Here is a 16,297-nt window from a genome sequence, read left to right on the forward strand (position 1 = left end):
TGTCGTCGGTACTTTGCCTACCGGGCCGTTGAACGCGATCACCGATGTACCTGGGGTGCGCGTCGGTCAGACGACGATCACGGGCGACGGACTGAACACCGGGGTGACCGCGATCGTCCCCGACGGCTGGGAGCTGACGTTGCCGGCGGCGGTTGCTGTCGGCAACGGGTACGGCAAGCTGATCGGGACCACCCAGGTGGACGAGCTCGGTGTGATCGAGACTCCGATCCTGCTGACCGGGACGCTCAGCACGTTCCGGGTAGCGGACGCCTTCCTCACCTGGCTCCTCGACCGCAACCCCCGAGCCATCAGCCTCAACCCCATCGTCGGCGAAACCAACGACGGCCACCTCTCCGACATCCGCCGCCGCCCCATCACCCCCGCCCACGTCCACAACGCCCTGGACACAGCCACCTCCACCCTCCCCACCGAAGGCTGCACCGGAGCCGGCACCGGCACCACCGCCCTAGGCTTCAAAGCAGGAATCGGCACCGCCTCCCGAACCTTGGGTGATGGAACTGTGGGTGCTTTGGTGCAGGCGAACTTCTCCGGGCTGTTGACTGTCGCCGGGCGGCAGATTCCTGCCGAGCCGATTGATGCTGACGGCAACTCGTGCATGATCGTGGTGGCGACGGACCTGCCGCTCGACTCGCGGCAGCTCGGGCGGCTTGCGTGGCGGGCGATCTTCGCGATGGCCCGTGTCGGCTCCGACTACGCACCAGGCAGCGGCGACTACGCGATCGCCTTCACCACCAACCGTACGGCGAACTACACCGACCGCGACCTCCGCGCTCCGTTCCAAGCCGTCACGGAATCGGTGGAAGAGGCCCTGCTCAACTCATTGACGATGGCTCACACCACGACCGGCTTCAACAACCACACGGCTCACGCGGTCCCCCACGACCTGCTGCGATAACAACATGCCAAAGGCAACCACCGCCGCCACCGTCCGCACCAGATGCGCCAACTGCCAACGATCCCGGACCGAAGCCCAGTCCGACGGCGGCTGCTGCACCGACCACGACAGCTGATCCGAGTTGATCGGCAGGTTCACCACAAACGTGGTCACGAACACCACGACCAGCAGCACCAAAGCCGCCAGTACGACCCGCCGCCCACTCCCCCGGCTCCGAACAGCAACCAGCACGGTCGTAACGAACGCCGGGATCAACGTCACCGCAGCGAGCTTGTCCAGCGAGTCCAACTCGACCAACCGCACCTGCGTGTAAACCGACCCGTCGAAACCACGCAACGACGTCTCCAAGACCAGCACACACACCAGAAACCCGCTGAACAACCCCGTGAACAGCAGGCTCACGCCACGCACGACGCGCGTCATCAGTACCCCACACCGATCGGCTGCCCGATCGTCGTCGGATTGTCGACAACCGACAGCATCAGATGGGCGACATCGGCCCGCGACACCAGATACCCGCGGTTGACGTTCCCGCCGAGTTCGGTCCGGTAGTGCCCGGTCAGCGGCTTGTTGTTCAGCTTCGGCGGCCGTACGACCGTCCACTCCACGCCGCTGCTCATGATGTCCGCCTCCATCACCCGCAGGTCGGCGTACACGTCGGCGGCGAACAGGTTGATCAGCGGGAACACGATCCGCCGGTTCAGGAAGTCCGCCGGCACCGGCCCGAGCGGCGCGGCACTCACCGCCACGAACCGCCGTACCCCCGCCGCGTCCATCGCCGCCAGGATCGATTTCGTACTCCGGGACGCGACCGGCCCGTCCTTGCGGCCCCGCGGCCCCACGCCCGAGATGACCGCCGTACTGCCGTCGACCGCCTCGCGCAGCGGCTCCGCCGCGTCCAGACCGGGTACCCGCACCACGTCCAGCGACGGGTGCTCCACCTCGAACGCGGACGACGTACGTACCACCGCCGTTACCTTGTGTCCCGCGTCGAGTGCCTGCCGTACGACGTGACCGCCGATCCCGCCCGTCGCTCCGAACACCGTGATCCTCATCCGAACGCCTCCAGTGCGCTACCGTGATTCTTATCTGCAACTCATATAGTACGGAAATCATAAGATATGGAACAGATGCAAACAGGTGACGCACGCCACCGTCGGCGCGCCGGGAACGAGATCAAGGCCGCGCTCCGCGACCTGCGGATCCAGCTCGCGCTGCTGAACCACCAGATCGGCGGCAAGCTGGCGCTCAAGGACGTTGATCTCGACTGCCTGGACGTGCTCGCCCGCAGCGGGCCGCTCACGCCGAGCGCACTGGCCCGTCAGGCAGGCCTGCATCCGGCCACGCTGACCGGGATCCTCGACCGGCTCGAACGCGGCGGCTGGATCGCCCGCGACCGCGGCCAGGCGGACCGGCGCAGCGTCACGATCCGGCTGCTGCCCGATCGCGGAACCGAGGTGATCCGGCTGTACCAGCCGATGATCGGCGCGATGGACGACGTACTCGCGGACTACAGCCAGGCCGAGCTCGCGCTCATCGCCGACTTCCTGCGGCGCAGCACAGCCGCCGGCGAGCAGGCCACCGGCACCCTGGCTCAGGAGTAGAGGTCGCGGAGCTTCTGGCCGAGCTCTTTGAGTTCTACCCGGAGCTCCTGCGGCTCCAGCACCTCTACCGCGTCGCCGAACCGGCTGAGCGTTGCCGCTGCATTAGGAACCGACTCGATCGGGATGGCCACGACAACGCTCCCGTCCGGCTCCGGTACGGCGTCCGCGACCGCCTTGACCAGCGCGGGGAACGAGACGTCGTACATCCTTTGAGCGAGCCCCGCAGACACTCTGACGACCGCCTCGGCGGTGAAGCGGACGCGGTCGAACCCTTCCAGGTGGTCCTGCCAGAACTGCTCCAGGTTGAAGTCGTCGGCGCGCTCGAACTCCTCTTCCGTCGGCGTGAGCTCCAGGATGTTGGAGACGCGGTACGTACGCAGACCGCCGGCCGTGGCCGCTACGACGTACCAGGCGCCGTTCTTGAGGACCAGGCCGTACGGCTCGAGCAGGCGCTCCACCTCGCGGGGCTCCTCCCACCTGCGGTACAGCACCTTCACCCGGCGGTCGTGCAGCACGGCGTCGGCGACTGCTGCGAGCTGTGGCGAGTTCTCGGCGTCCTGGTACCAAGCGGGTAGGTCGAGGTGGAAGCGGTTCTTCAAACGACCAGCCCGGTCCCGCTGGTCCGGGGCGAGCGCCGCGAGCAGCTTGAGCTCGGCTGCGCTCGTCTCTGCAGTCAGCCCGAGCGCTGCGGCGGCTCCGGGCATTCCTACCAGGAACAGGGCAGCTGCTTCCTGTTCGTTCAGCCCGGTGAGGCGGGTGCGGTAGCCGTCCACCAGGCGGTACCCGCCTGCGCGGCCCTGATCGGCGTACACAGGGACCCCAGCAGCCGCGAGCGCCTCGACGTCGCGGTAGATCGTCCGCAGCGACACCTCGAGCTCATCGGCAAGCTCCCGCGCCGTCAGCTGCCGGCGCGTCTGCAGCAGCAACAGGATCGACAACAGCCGGCTCGAACGCATGGTGTCCAGGTTAGTCGCGAACACTGCCATGGACTGTCAGGTATGTCCGCGAGGCTTGGCTGCATGACGACATGGGACAAGGTCACCGGTGACTTCGACTTCCTCAACGGGTACTTCGACGTACACCACCGGACGCTTCGTAAGGCTTTCGCCGGATGCGACGAGTGGCTCGAGTACGACGGGACCACGACGGCGCGGACGTACTTCGACGGCCAGATCAGCATCGACGAGATGCGCTTCCCGACGAAGGGCTCGTACGGGCTGTCGCTGCGACTGTTCGACCCGGTCGCGCAGGTGTGGAACATCTGGTGGGTCGACAGCCGGACCATGCGGCTCTATCCGCCGGTGCAAGGCGGTTGGTCCGCGGACGGCACTTCGTGCCGGCTCGTCGGTGAGGACTCGCTCGACGGGATCCCGATCCTGTGCAGCTACGAGTGGTCGGACATCACCGACGAGACCGCGCACTGGGAGCAGGCGTACTCCAACGACGGCGGGGCGACGTGGGAGACGAACTGGATCATGGACTTCACCCGGCGTGCCACCCCGCCGCCGGCGCTGGATCTGCCGAAGATCACCGACGACTTCGACTTCCTGGTCGGCCGGTGGGCCTTCCACAACCACCGACGCCGTCCGGTCCTGGGAGAGCCGTTCACCTGGTACGAACACGACGCCACGATGGAGGCGACCACGTACTTCGACGGCGCGATCAGCTTCGACGAGGGCTGGTTCCCGAGCGAAGGCTTCCGCGGCGCGACGTTCCGCCTCTACAACCCCGAGACCCGCACCTGGTCCATCCACTGGATCAACAGCACCCGCGGCCAACTGGAAACCCCCGTCATCGGCTCGTTCACCAACGGCACCGGCACCTTCGAAGGCCCCGACATCTGGGACGGCCAACCCATCGACGTCCGCTTCCTCTGGACCCCCGGCACCGACAAAGCCGCCTGGGAACAGTCCTTCTCCACCGACAACGGCAAGACATGGACGGTGAACTGGTACATGGAACACACCCGCATGGAGTAGGTCCGCGGGTCAAGCGCAGGTGATGAGTGGTGGAGGTGGTTAGGCCCCCGCGCGCGGAGCCTTTCGCCACGACTCGGCGGCCACGCCGTCGACCAGGGCTGGGTTGGGGAGGATCTCCCGCCCGGATCGGCAAGAAATACTCCCCAGACCAGGTCAGGTGCGTCGACCCGGCACCGTAAGCGCCCCCGACTTCCGACTCAGCGCACTAGCGGACCTGCGCGGCACGCGGGGGCTGATTAGCCCAGTTGTCGGATTGCGGCCAGGGTGGACAGCGCAGCCTGGGTTGCTTCGTAGCCTTTGTCTTCTCGGCTGTCGGGGAGGCCGGCTCGGTCCAGGGCCTGGGGGTCGTTGTCGCAGGTCAGGACGCCGAAGCCGACGGGGACTCCGGTACTCACCCCGACCTGCATCAGGCCGTCTGTTGTTGCCTGGCAGACGTATTCGAAGTGGGGGGTGTCGCCGCGGATCACCACGCCGAGGGCTACGACGGCGTCGTACCCGGACTTGGCTGCATGCAACGAGGCGACCGGAAGCTCGAAGGAACCGGGTACGCGGACCACCGTGTGGTCGGTGACACCGGAGTCCTCCAGCGCGCGCAGGGCGCCGGCGAGCAGGCCGTCGGTGACTTTCGGATGCCACTGGGCGGCGACGATCGCGACGCGGGCGCCTTCGGCGCGCGGAACCTCGATGGTGGGTGCTCCACTGCCCGACATCAGACGGCTCCGTTCTCTTCGGTGAGCAGGCCATCGGGGAGGTGATGACCCATCCGGTCGCGCTTGGTGCGCAGGTACCGCAGGTTGTGTTCGGTCGGGTCGATGGAGATGCTGCGCCGCTCGACGACCTCGATGCCATATCCCTGGACGCCCGCGAGCTTGTCGGGGTTGTTCGTCAACAGCCGCACCGACTTCACGCCGAGGTCGGCGAGGATCTGCGCCCCGGTCCCGTAGTCGCGAGCATCGGCCGGCAGACCGAGATCCAGGTTCGCGTCGACGGTGTCCCGCCCCGCGTCCTGCAGCTCGTAAGCCTGCAGCTTGTGCAGCAAGCCGATCCCGCGGCCCTCGTGCCCGCGCAGATAAACCACGACCCCACCCTCAGCCGCGACCTGTCGCATCGCCTCGTCGAGCTGCGGACCGCAGTCGCAGCGCAGCGACCCGAACACGTCGCCGGTCAGGCACTCCGAGTGCAACCGCACCAGCGTCGGCCCATCGTCCAAAGAGCCCCGCACCAGAGCAAGCTGCTCCGACCCGTCCACGATGTTGCGGTAGCCGTGGGCAACGAAATCGCCGTACTGGGTCGGCAGCGTCGTCGTCGCGACCCGCTGGATCTGCGACTCGGTACGCCGCCGGTACCGGATCAGGTCGTCGATCGAGACCAGTACCAGCCCGTGCTCGTCCGCGAACTCGCGCAGTTCCGGACCGCGCTTCATCGTGCCGTCGTCGTTCACCATCTCCGAGATCACCGCGGCCGGCGTCAACCCGGCCATCCGCGCCAGGTCGATCGATGCCTCGGTGTGCCCGGGCCGGACGAGCACGCCGCCCTCGCGACCGCGCAACGGGAACACGTGTCCCGGCTGCACCAGGTCGTACGGCTCCGAGGCCGAGTCGGCCAGTACGCGGATCGTCCGGGCCCGGTCCGCGGCCGAGATACCGGTACTGATCCCGTCGCGGGCGTCGACGGAGATCGTGTACGCCGTCCGCATCCGCTCACGGTTGTGCGGCGTCATCAGCGGGATCCCGAGCCGGTCGAGCTCGGCGCCCTCCATCGGTACGCACACCACGCCGGAGCTGTACCGGATCAGGAACGCCAGCAGCTCCGGGGTCGCCTTGGACGCGGCGAAGATCAGGTCGCCCTCGTTCTCGCGGTCCTCGTCGTCGACCACGATCACCGCCCGGCCGGCCCGGATCTCGTGGATCGCTTCCTCGATCGTGTCCAACCGCAACGTGTCGCTCATCTCAGCCCACCACCACTGCCTCGGGCGTAGCGGTCCGCTCGCGGTTCTGGATCTTCCACCACGAGGCGAATCCGAGTACGCAGAAGAGCCCGTAGACGACGTACATCGTCGCCGACGGGTAGAACTTCGCCTGTACCAACAGCGGTACGCCGACCACGTCGACGGCGATCCAGATCAGCCAGAACTCGACGAACCCGCGCGCCATCCCGTACGTCGCCAGGATCGAACCGGTGAGGATCCACGCGTCCCACTGCGGGCCCCACGAGCCGAGCGCCTTCAGTACGAAGTACGCGATCGCGTAGAGCACCACGCCGATGCCGAGCAGTTCGAGCCGCTCGCGCATCGTCGCCCAGCGCGGCTGGACCGCGGCCGCGGAACCGTGGTGACGGGTCTGGTACCAGCGGTACCACCCGTACAGGCTGATCAGCGCGAAGAACACCTGCCGGCCGGCCTGGCCCCAGAGGTCCTTCTCCTGCGGAGTGTCGAAGATCCCGCCGACGAACACCGTGAACAACAGCACGTTGCCGACGATGCCGACCGGCCACGCCGCGACCAGGCGGCGCATCCCGAACAGCGCGCTGCCCAGGCCGAACACGTTGCCGACGATCTCCCGCACCAGCACCGGCGAGCCGGCGATCGTGACCTGTGAGGTGAGCAGCCAGTCGATCGGGTTCACTTGTTGCCTCCAGCAACAGAAGAGAGGTTGCCGCCCGCGGTGAGCAGGCGCTCGACGTACTTCGCGATCACATCGACTTCCAGGTTGACCGTGTCGCCGACCTTGTTAGATCCGAGCACGGTCAGCTCGAGCGTCGTCGGGATCAGGCTGACCCCGAACGTCCCGGTCTCGTCGTCGACATCGGTCACCGTCAACGAGACCCCGTCGATGGCGATCGAGCCCTTCTCGGCGACGTACTTCAGGATGTCCGGCGACGTCGCGATCCGGACGTCCTCCCAGCGCTCACCGGGAGTCCGCGAGGCGATCGTGCCGGTACCGTCGACGTGCCCCTGGACGATGTGCCCGCCGAGCCGTTCGTGCGCGGCGACCGCGCGTTCCAGGTTGACCGGCGAGCCCTTCTCCAGACCGCCGAGGCTGGTGCGCTGCAACGTCTCGCGCATCACGTCCGCGGTGAACAGGCCGCCGCCGTACTCCACCACCGTCAGGCAACAGCCGTTGACCGCGATCGACGCGCCGTGCGCCGCGTCCTCGGTCACCCGCGGTCCGCGGATCGTGAGCCGCGCGGCATCGCCGTCGACGTCCAGGGACTCGACCGTGCCGAGTTCTTCGATGATGCCGGTGAACATCTACTTTCCTCCCAGAGGAACCAGGGTCAACCGGACGTCGTCCCCGAGCCGGGTGACGTCCGCTAGCTTGAACCGCCGTAGGTGGTCGATCGATTCCGCGCCGAGGTCGCCGACGGCCGCGAACCCCGAACCGAGCACGGCCGGGGCGACGTACGCGACGATCTGGTCGACCAGGCCGGCCCGCAGGAACGCGGCGGCCAGCGTCGGGCCGCCCTCGAGCCAGAGGTGCCGGATCTGCCGGTCGTGCAACTGCCGAAGGACCTCGGCGGGATCGTGGGTCGGCAGCAGCAACGTCTCCGCGCGGTCGTTGCGGACCCGCGCGGCCGGCGGAATCGGCCGGTCGCCGACCACCACCCGCAGCGGCTGCCGCGCCGCGGGTACGTCGTTCTCGTCGCGAACCGTCAGCTCCGGGTCGTCGTCCAGCACCGTCTGGGTCCCGACGGCGACGGCGTCGCACTCGGCGCGCTTGCGGTGAACGTCGGCGCGCGCGATCGGGCCGGTGATCCACTTGCTGGTCCGGTCCGGCGCCGCGGACCGCCCGTCGAGCGTGGTCGCGAACTTCCAGGTGACGAACGGCCGCCCGACCCGGACGCTGTGCAGCCACACGTGGTTGACGGCTTCCGCCTCGGCGTGCAGGACGCCCTGTACGACCTCGATGTTCTTGCTGAGCAGCTTCTCGGCGCCGCCGGCTGCCGTCCTGTTCGGATCCGGTACGGCGTACACCACACGCGCGATACCCGCCTCGATCAGGGCATCCGCGCACGGACCGGTACGGCCGGTGTGGTTACAGGGCTCCAGTGTCACGTACGCCGTACCGCCGCGAGCGCGGGCGCCGGCCATCCGGAGCGCCTCGACCTCCGCGTGCGGGCCGCCGGCAGCGGCATGGAACCCCTCGCCGGCCGGATGCCCGTCGCGGGCGGTGATCACACAACCCACGACCGGGTTGGGATGCGTGCTGCCGGTACCGCGGGCGGCCAGCTCGACGGCACGCCGCATCCAGGCGACATCCATCGGCGACACGTCGTTCACTACTCGGGCCCCTCGTCGTCACGGACGCGCTGCCGGGGCCTCGTTCGGCACATCTGCTCCGTCGCCGCAACCGTTTCACCGGTCCCGCCGGCGCCACCGAACTCTCGTCCGCTGCCGCCGGACCCTCGCCGCCGCGTCCCGCGGGCTTCACAGCCCACGCTCCGCGCCGCCGGGCGCCAGAGCACACCCGCCGACCGCGTGCGCCTCCCATCCGGACTTTCACCGTCGGTCCCGGAATTCCACCAGGTCAACCGCTTCTTCTTGCGAAGTCACGGGTCGCGGACTGTCACCGCCGGCTCGGAATTACACCGACCCCGGAGCACGCGAGTGGGTTTCACTCGTGCCTCAAGTATGCCCCCTTCCGCAACCGCCACCACGACCCAGGTCACATCGTGGCCACCGGACGTACCCGGCGGGTCAGGGCCAGGCCGGCCGCCGCCAGCACACACGCGGCCGCGACGGTGAGGATCAGCGGCCGGTACCCGACCGCGTCGGCCAGCCCGGCGCCGGCCAGCGGCCCGGTCGCCTTCGCGATCGTGGTCGGCGTACCCAGCAGACCCGCGATCGTGCCGAACCCGGTCGCGCCGTACCGGTCGAGCAGAATGGCCGGTGTCGCGATCGACGACACCCCGAACCCGAGTCCGAACAGCACCAGACAGCCGACCGCACCGGCGACATGCCGCCCGACCACCGGCAGCAGCGCGATCGCGACACCCTGGACGAACAGGATCAGCGCGGTGATCGTCGCCATCGGCAACCAGCGCGCGGACACGCTGGTCACCAGCCGCCCGGTCACCGACAACAATCCGAGGAGCCCCGCCAGGCTCGCGGCCCGCGCCGTCGGGTGCCCGAGACTGACCAGGTACACCACCAGGTGCACGGAGATCACGGCGAGCGCCGCGCTGTGGACAACGAACGCGCCCGCCAGCAGCCAGAAACCGGGATCACCGAGCACCCTCGTCGGCGACTTCCCGTGCCGAGTCTCTCGTGGCCGGCGTGCCTGCTTCGGTACGACGAACAGGTGCAGCGGGATCGTGGTGACGGCGAGGACACCCGCGAGTACGACGAGCGCCCGCCGCCAGCCGAACTCCTGCGCGAGGTACCCGGTCGACGGGATGAAGATCGAACTGGCCAGCCCGGCGACCAGCGTGATGGTGAGGATCGAGTTGGTCCTGGCCGCGGGCGACGCGACGGCAACCACGACGGCGAAGGCGGGCGGGTAGAGGACCATCGCGCTGGAAACGCCGACGAGCACGAACACGGCGTACAACTGGAGGGTGTTCTGCACCTGCGACCAGCCGAACACCGCGATCGCGGCGAGGATCGATCCGCTGGTCATCAGCGCCCGGCCGCCGCGGACATCCAGCCACCGTCCGACCGGGATCGACATCAGGCCACTCACCAGTACGGCGACCGTCGAGGCGCCGACCGTCGTCGTGGTCGAGAGGTCGAGGTCCTTGCTCATCGGGCCGAGCAGCGCGCTGAACGCATACGTCAGGACGCCGTAGCCAACGGTCGTCGTGACAGCAAGCGCCGCCACCAACAGCCGCAGCCGCTCACCCCTCGTCGCCGCACCTCCTGGCCGATCCATCCCCACCAGTCTTCCACCGCAGGCGTTGCGTGTCCGGAGATTTACCTCTCACCGAACTAGCAACCAAACAGCAGCCCCGAGCAACCCGGCCGCCCCCACAAAACACCCACCCGCAACCCACCACAACCCCCGCCGAGCCCGCCCCACCCCAGCCACAGGAGATGGCTCTGGCTGAGCACCCGGCTCACGCGGTGTGCCAGCTGCGGCGGCTGCTGGCTCGTTGGGTGCAAGACGCGCACTTGGCTCAGGCGCCGCAGGAGTAGGCACCGCAGATGCGGCCGCAGCGGGCTCAGCCACCGCGGGAACGCCAGGTGCGGGTGGCCCGGGTGGTGTGGGTGTGTGTGGTGCAGGTGTTGTGGATGTCGGCGCCGCGGGTGTGGCGGGTTGGGTTGCTGGGTTGGGGCCGGTGGGGGTCCAGGTGGGCGGGAAGGGTGGGAGTTGGTCGAAGACCTCGGGGGCGTCCGGGGTTTGGGTCCACGGGGTGGTGTTCGGGGGTGGGAGGGTGCCGGTGGCGGCGAGGAGGCGGCCGGCGGTGGCGGCTGAGTCGGGGCGGGCGGACGGATCGGTCGCGGTCAGCTGGGCGATGAACTCGACCAGCGGACCGGCGGCGTCCGGGAGGTCGGGGAGCTTGCCGTCCGTACCGGGGCGTTCGCCGGTGAGTAGTTCGACGGCGACGGCGCCTACGGCGTACAGGTCCTGGCGAGGGTCCGGGTCGGCGCCCGCCAACTGCTCGGGGGCCAGGTATCCGGGGGTGCCGAGGATCGTGCTGTGCCGGGTCATGCGGGGCTCGTCGAGCAGTGCGGCGACGCCGAAGTCCGAGAGGCGTAGGTGGGGCCGGCCGGTTCCGGTGACGTCAAGGAGGAGGTTGGCCGGTTTCACGTCGCGATGGACGACGCGCGCCGCATGTACCGCGGACAGCCCGTGCAGGAGCTGATCGAGCAGTACGGCGACGTACGGCACCGGAAGCGGCCCGTGATCTCCGAGGAGAGTCGCCACCGAACCACCCCGGACCAGGTCCATCGCGAACACGACCGTGTCGTCGTCCGCGGCCCAGCCGTGCGGGGCGATCACGTGGGGGTGCTCGATCCGCAACGACTGCTCCCGTACGAACCGCAGCAACGCCGCCGCGTCGTGCTGCCCGAGAACCTTCGCCGCCACGTACGTCGACCGCCGCAGGTCCCAGGCCCGCCAGACCGACCCCATCCCGCCGGTCCCGATCAGGTCGATCAGCCGATACCGCCCAGCAAACGCCTCCACCGCCCAGAACCTACCGCCTCCCCCAGCCCTCCCCGACGACCGATCGCCGGGCGACGCACAGAACCTCGTCGCCCGGCGATCCGGTCACCGGCTCGGGGGCTGGTTCGGGTACTGCTGGCCGCCCGGGTACTGCTGGCCGCCCTGGTGCTGCGAGCCGCCCGGGTACTGCTGGCCACCCTGGCTGTGCGGGCCGTTCGGGTACTGCGGGCCGTTGGGGTACGCGGCGCTCGGGGCCGGGGTTGTCGGGGTGCGGCGCAGCCGGACCACCAGGAGGAGGCCCACCAGGAGAAGGGCGATGCCGCCGCCGCTGAGGCCGGCGATCAAGGCCACGGGGGTGCCGTGGTCGTTGTCGTTGCGGCCCTGGATCGGGCCGCCGGCCTGGTTCTTGGTGCCGGGGTCGGACGGCTCGCTCGTCGGCGTCGCAGTCGGGGTGGTCGTGGGAGTCACTGTGCCGCCGTCCACCGGGGAGGCTCCGTCGACGTACTCGGGCTTGCCGCTCCCGGCCGTACCCAGGAGCCCGATGGTCAGCGTCATCGGGATGGCGAAGGCGCGGTCCTGGTCCTGGCGGCTCAGGGAGACGGCCACGTAGTAGTCGCCAGGTGTCGATGTACCTCGGTCCATCGAGTTGGCGCCGTCGCGGTCGAGGTAGCGGATCTCCTTGGTGGTGGCGCCCTTGACCGCGCCGCGCGGGGTGATGACTCCGCGGCGGCCGGCGTTGCCGGGGACCTGCTGCGCGAAGATTGCCAGCGCGTCTTCGCCGGTAGGCGCGATCAGCCCCATGTCGAGGTACCGCAGGGTGCCGAACGCCTTGCCGGTGGCCGCGCCGAGCTGCGGGATGCTGACCTGGGCCTGCAGACGCTGGCCCCAGTCGGCCTTCACCCGGTACAGCTGGACCTCGCCGGGCATCAGCGTGGTCTTGTAGCTGCCCGCGGTGATCAGCGGCGCATCGGCGAAGCTCGACCCCGGCACGATCTCGCGAGGCGTGGATCCGGGCATCGCCGTCCAGGTCGGATCGCCGGCCGCGGTCGGCAGGTTGACGGTGGAGTCGACCGGAGGCTCCTCGTCGATGCGCAGCTCGTACGGAACGCCCTTCATCTCGCGGAAGGCGTCACCGGCCGAGACCGTGAGGACGAGCCGGTCGGCGTCCGTGCAGTCCTTCGGGTAGTCGCCGGTCCAGCTCGACGCGGCACCGGTCGCGATGCCCTGGTCGCCGTCGAACGCCAGCGGATAACTCCAGCCGCAGGCTTCGCCGCCGAGGGTGTTCAGCTTGACCTCGGCCTTCAGGACGAAGCTGCCGCCGGACGGCCGCCGGAACGCGACACCGGCCCGAAGGGTCGACTTCGCCATCGTCCGCTTGATTACGTAGTACTTCGCGGTGGAGTCGTTGCCGAAGGTGTCGGTGTAGTGGCCGGGGGCAAGTACCGGGGCGCCTTCCTGCTGCGCACCGCCCTGAACCGGCGTGCCGGAGATCCGGAACGGGCGGAACGCTCGCACCGACAGCCGATCCAGCCCGGCCTCGAGGTCGACCGTCGAGTCGGCGTCGTAGTAGTCACCGCGGCCTTCACGGGCGACGCACTGCAACTGGCTGCGCGCCTTCCCGCCGACCCGGAAGCCGACCACGTCGATCTTCAGGTCGATGCCCTGCTGGGCGATCGAGCGGGCCACCGCGCACGGCTCCGGCGCACACGTCGCCTCGCCGTCGGACACCAGCACGATCGTGCGCGGGCCGCTCGGGCCGAGGTCCTTCGCGGCCTGCTGGAGGGCGTAGGCGATCGGGGTCTCGCCGTACGGCTTGTACTTGGCGATGGCCGACTGGAGCTGCGGCCGGTTGCCGGTCCCGATCGGGACGGTCAGCTGGGTGTCGGTGCAGGCGCCCGGCTGAGTGCGCTTGAAGACGGTCGCGCCGTAGACCCGGAGGCCGACCTGGGCGGTTGCGGGAAGCTTGGTCACCACGCTGGACAGGGCGGTCCGCGCGGCGACGATCTTGCTGTGCCCGTCGCCGGCCGGCTCCGCCATCGAGCCGGACGAGTCGAGCACGAGCACGAGCTTGCCGGCACTCGGGTCCGGGTCAGCGAGCGCCGCCGGCGCGTTCAGCCCGCCGAGAACCGCGATCAGCGTGACGGCGAGCAGCGCCCACACTGCCAGGCGGCGGTGGCCATGGTGAGTCGTCATCGTTTCCTCCGGTGAGATTCGCTGCCGCAAACCCTGACAGTTTGCGATCGCAAATGTCAAGCCGAATCGGACTGGAAATTCTCGTTCGCAAGTGCGAAGATCTTTGCAGTTGCCAAGAACGGTGGCGGGCCGAGGGGAGTCGACGATGGAAGAGACCGCACAGAACCTGCAACAGCAGGTCGAGCTGTACGGCGAGCCGCTGGGCGACGTGGTGCGGCGGGTCACCGGGGCGCTCGACCTGACGCAGGGCGGGCTCGCCCAGGTGCTCGGGTTGTCCGCGCCGATGCTCTCACAGCTGGTGAGCGCCCGACGGGTGAAGATCGGCAATCCCGCCGTGGTGTCCCGGCTGAGGGCTGTCTCCGAGCTCGCGGACGCCCGCATCGCCGATGTGGTCACAGCCGACAAGGTGGCGTACGAGCTGAATCACATCCAGACGGCCACCAGCGCCTACACCAACCCGACCACCAGCCATGTACGCCGAGCCGCTGGGTCAACCGGAGCACCGTCGGACGCACCGCCGGGAGACGGAGCACGGACACTGCCGGGATCGGCGGCGGGACCGTACGCAGGACCGGGATCGACGGCGGCGCCGTTCGCGGGACCGGCCAGCCTTCCCGTCGAGACGCCGGTCCCGGCCTGGCAGGCGGCTCCGGCCGAGCTTTCGGCACGCGCTGTCGTGCGGGAGATCCAGGACCTGTTCCGGGCGATCGCGTCCGCCGACGAGATCCAACGGGCAGCAGCGGCAGCGGCAGCGGAGTCGCCGGCCGTCGCCGACCTACTGCTTGCCTACGGCACCGGTCGCACCGCCGACGCGCTCGCCCACTACAACCAGCACCACGGCTGACAACACCCCGCCGCGGCTGCCCCTCCGGCAACGCCGCCTCTGCACTTTGTCGGCCGTTCCTTCCTCAGGTGTTCTGCGTGAGCCGCTCGGGGCGCACGATGGAGGTCTGACGCCGCAACTGGGGGTGGGCCATGTCTGTTCGCCGGTTCTTCGTCGCAGCACTCGCGATCGGAGTGGTCGCCTTGGCGATGGCGGCCACGTCACCGTCGGGAGCTACTGCCGCCGCCCAGGCGCCGAAGTACGTCTATCTCACCTTCGACGACGGCCCGAGCCCGTACACCCCGCAGGTCCTCAAGATCCTGCGGGCGTACAGCGCCCGGGCGACCTTCTTCGAAGTCGGCAAGAACGTCGCGCGCTACCCGTACCTGACCAGGCGCGCCTACCAGCACGGCAACAGCGTGCAGAACCACACCTGGTCGCACCCCGACCTCCGGTACGTCTCGTGGTCCGTCTTCAGGTCCCAGGTGCAGAGCACGGACCGGGTGATCCGCGCCCAGACCGGGTACACCCCGCGCTGCCTGCGTCCGCCGTACGGCGGTACGAACAAGCTGGTGGCCCGCCGGGCGGCCACGCTGGGCAAGAAGCTTCGTGTCTGGACGATCGACACCCGCGACTGGTCCCGCCCCGGATCGTCGGTGATCGTGCGCCGTGCACTGGCGAACGTACACGGCGGCTCGGTGATCCTGATGCACGACGGTGGCGGGAACCGTAGTCAGACGGTCGCCGCGCTGCCGGCGATCCTGCGGACCCTGAAGGCCCGGGGTTTCGCCTTCACCACCATGTCCTGCACCTAGAACCGTCCGGTATCCGTGAATTGTTGAGGCGGAAGCGGCGTGGTCGCTGGCTTTCGGTAGTGGTTGACGCAGGGTGGGTCGGGTGAGGAAGTGACCACCCACCGCCCTGGGGGGAACATGGACGTTCGCTTGACGCGTGCCGGGAACAGGGCCGTGGGTCTGGCGATGATGATGCTGGTGAGCGCGGTGATCGGTACGGTCGTGGTCGCGGCCGCGAAGTCACCCGCCAAACCCGTCACGCCTACGCCGGCCGCCGCTCCGGCTGCAGTCACGCCCAGTCCGACGCCGCTGCCGACCAAGTATGTCGTGCTGACCTTCGACGACGGTCCTGATGTCGATTACACGCCGAAGGTGCTCAACGTCCTGGCGCTGTACGGCGCCAAGGCAACGTTCTTCGAGGTCGGTCAGAACGTGATCAAGCATCCGGAGCTGACCAAGCAGATCCACGCGGCCGGTCACAGCGTGCAGAACCACACCTGGGACCACAGCGACCTGCGCAAGCTCACAGCGGCCAAGTTCCAGCAGGAGGTCACGTCGACTGACCAGGCGATCCGCACCCAGATCGGTAGTACGCCGGGCTGTCTGCGGCCCCCGTACGGCGGGGTGAACCCAGCCGTACGGCAACGCGCACGTCAGCTGGGCAAGGACCTGGTCGTGTGGACGATCGACTCACGCGACTGGACGAAGCCCGGTACGGCGGCCATCGTGCAACGCGTACTCAAGAACGTGCACAGCGGCTCGGTGATCCTGATGCACGACGGCGGCGGCAACCGCGCGCAGACGATCGCTGCACTCCCCACGATCTTGAAAGCCTTGAAAGCGCAGGGGTACGGCTTCCGCACGCTGACTTGCTAGGCCTGG

17 protein-coding genes and 1 riboswitch are annotated in these 16,297 nt (G+C 68.9%); of the genes, 6 read left to right on the plus strand and 11 right to left on the minus strand.

What is annotated here, in order from left to right; translation table 11 throughout:
• Positions 1–55: 55 nt before the first annotated feature.
• Positions 56–916 (plus strand): P1 family peptidase, encoded by an 861-nt coding sequence (locus ACZ5BU_RS00305; RefSeq protein WP_465694358.1) that lies wholly within the window; start codon positions 56–58, stop codon positions 914–916.
• Here ACZ5BU_RS00305 and ACZ5BU_RS00310 read toward each other — a convergent pair.
• Both ACZ5BU_RS00310 and ACZ5BU_RS00315 read right to left on the minus strand, forming a co-directional pair.
• Positions 839–1,339 carry an anthrone oxygenase family protein gene (locus ACZ5BU_RS00310; RefSeq protein WP_465694360.1) on the minus strand — a complete coding sequence of 167 codons (501 nt, stop codon included), beginning with the start codon at positions 1,337–1,339 and terminating at the stop codon, positions 839–841. The genes ACZ5BU_RS00305 and ACZ5BU_RS00310 overlap by 78 nt on opposite strands.
• Positions 1,339–1,971 carry an NAD(P)-dependent oxidoreductase gene (locus ACZ5BU_RS00315; RefSeq protein WP_465694361.1) on the minus strand — a complete coding sequence of 211 codons (633 nt, stop codon included), beginning with the start codon at positions 1,969–1,971 and terminating at the stop codon, positions 1,339–1,341. Before ACZ5BU_RS00315 ends, ACZ5BU_RS00310 begins: the two co-directional genes overlap by 1 nt.
• A 75-nt stretch (positions 1,972–2,046) precedes the next feature.
• Here ACZ5BU_RS00315 and ACZ5BU_RS00320 point away from each other — a divergent pair, with 75 nt between their 5' ends.
• Complete coding sequence (locus ACZ5BU_RS00320) at positions 2,047–2,520, plus strand: MarR family transcriptional regulator (protein ID WP_465694362.1); 474 nt, start codon at positions 2,047–2,049, stop codon at positions 2,518–2,520.
• On the opposite strand, the gene ACZ5BU_RS00325 is transcribed toward ACZ5BU_RS00320, so the two are convergent.
• Positions 2,511–3,476, minus strand: a complete 966-nt coding sequence (locus ACZ5BU_RS00325) for a helix-turn-helix transcriptional regulator (RefSeq protein ID WP_465694363.1) — start codon at positions 3,474–3,476, stop codon at positions 2,511–2,513. The two genes, ACZ5BU_RS00320 and ACZ5BU_RS00325, sit on opposite strands and share 10 nt — an antisense overlap.
• A 63-nt stretch (positions 3,477–3,539) precedes the next feature.
• Between ACZ5BU_RS00325 and ACZ5BU_RS00330 the strand changes: the two genes are divergently transcribed.
• Positions 3,540–4,499, plus strand: coding sequence for a hypothetical protein (locus tag ACZ5BU_RS00330; protein WP_465694365.1), 960 nt, complete (start codon positions 3,540–3,542; stop codon positions 4,497–4,499).
• Between the two features lie 236 nt (positions 4,500–4,735).
• Here ACZ5BU_RS00330 and ribH read toward each other — a convergent pair whose 3' ends face one another.
• The 8 genes from ribH to ACZ5BU_RS00370 form a co-directional block, all read right to left on the minus strand.
• Positions 4,736–5,209 carry a 6,7-dimethyl-8-ribityllumazine synthase gene (gene ribH, locus ACZ5BU_RS00335; RefSeq protein ID WP_465694366.1) on the minus strand — a complete coding sequence of 158 codons (474 nt, stop codon included), beginning with the start codon at positions 5,207–5,209 and terminating at the stop codon, positions 4,736–4,738.
• Positions 5,209–6,447: a bifunctional 3,4-dihydroxy-2-butanone-4-phosphate synthase/GTP cyclohydrolase II gene (locus ACZ5BU_RS00340; RefSeq protein ID WP_465694367.1), complete on the minus strand. Its 1,239-nt coding sequence runs from the start codon at positions 6,445–6,447 to the stop codon at positions 5,209–5,211. The genes ribH and ACZ5BU_RS00340 overlap by 1 nt, the downstream gene beginning before the upstream one ends.
• A 1-nt stretch (position 6,448) precedes the next feature.
• Complete coding sequence (gene pnuC, locus ACZ5BU_RS00345) at positions 6,449–7,123, minus strand: nicotinamide riboside transporter PnuC (protein WP_465694369.1); 675 nt, start codon at positions 7,121–7,123, stop codon at positions 6,449–6,451.
• Positions 7,120–7,749 (minus strand): riboflavin synthase, encoded by a 630-nt coding sequence (locus ACZ5BU_RS00350; RefSeq protein ID WP_465694370.1) that lies wholly within the window; start codon positions 7,747–7,749, stop codon positions 7,120–7,122. The genes pnuC and ACZ5BU_RS00350 overlap by 4 nt, the downstream gene beginning before the upstream one ends.
• Positions 7,750–8,760 (minus strand): bifunctional diaminohydroxyphosphoribosylaminopyrimidine deaminase/5-amino-6-(5-phosphoribosylamino)uracil reductase RibD, encoded by a 1,011-nt coding sequence (gene ribD, locus ACZ5BU_RS00355; protein WP_465696684.1) that lies wholly within the window; start codon positions 8,758–8,760, stop codon positions 7,750–7,752.
• Between the two features lie 213 nt (positions 8,761–8,973).
• A riboswitch (FMN riboswitch) is annotated at positions 8,974–9,104 on the minus strand.
• A gap of 59 nt (positions 9,105–9,163) precedes the next feature.
• Positions 9,164–10,369 (minus strand): MFS transporter, encoded by a 1,206-nt coding sequence (locus ACZ5BU_RS00360; protein ID WP_465694371.1) that lies wholly within the window; start codon positions 10,367–10,369, stop codon positions 9,164–9,166.
• Between the two features lie 48 nt (positions 10,370–10,417).
• Positions 10,418–11,626, minus strand: a complete 1,209-nt coding sequence (locus ACZ5BU_RS00365) for a serine/threonine-protein kinase (protein ID WP_465694373.1) — start codon at positions 11,624–11,626, stop codon at positions 10,418–10,420.
• 84 nt (positions 11,627–11,710) lie between these two features.
• Entirely contained in the window at positions 11,711–13,798 is a 2,088-nt protein-coding gene (locus ACZ5BU_RS00370; RefSeq protein WP_465694374.1) for a vWA domain-containing protein, read from the minus strand.
• Between the two features lie 145 nt (positions 13,799–13,943).
• Between ACZ5BU_RS00370 and ACZ5BU_RS00375 the strand changes: the two genes are divergently transcribed.
• From ACZ5BU_RS00375 to ACZ5BU_RS00385, 3 genes are all read left to right on the plus strand, one after another.
• Positions 13,944–14,642, plus strand: coding sequence for a helix-turn-helix domain-containing protein (locus ACZ5BU_RS00375; RefSeq protein ID WP_465694375.1), 699 nt, complete (start codon positions 13,944–13,946; stop codon positions 14,640–14,642).
• 131 nt (positions 14,643–14,773) lie between these two features.
• Positions 14,774–15,436, plus strand: coding sequence for a polysaccharide deacetylase family protein (locus ACZ5BU_RS00380; protein ID WP_465694377.1), 663 nt, complete (start codon positions 14,774–14,776; stop codon positions 15,434–15,436).
• A 117-nt stretch (positions 15,437–15,553) separates the two neighbouring features.
• Positions 15,554–16,291, plus strand: coding sequence for a polysaccharide deacetylase family protein (locus ACZ5BU_RS00385; RefSeq protein ID WP_465694378.1), 738 nt, complete (start codon positions 15,554–15,556; stop codon positions 16,289–16,291).
• The last annotated feature ends 6 nt before the right edge of the window (positions 16,292–16,297 follow it).

Source organism: Kribbella sp. NPDC031520 (assembly GCF_055580825.1).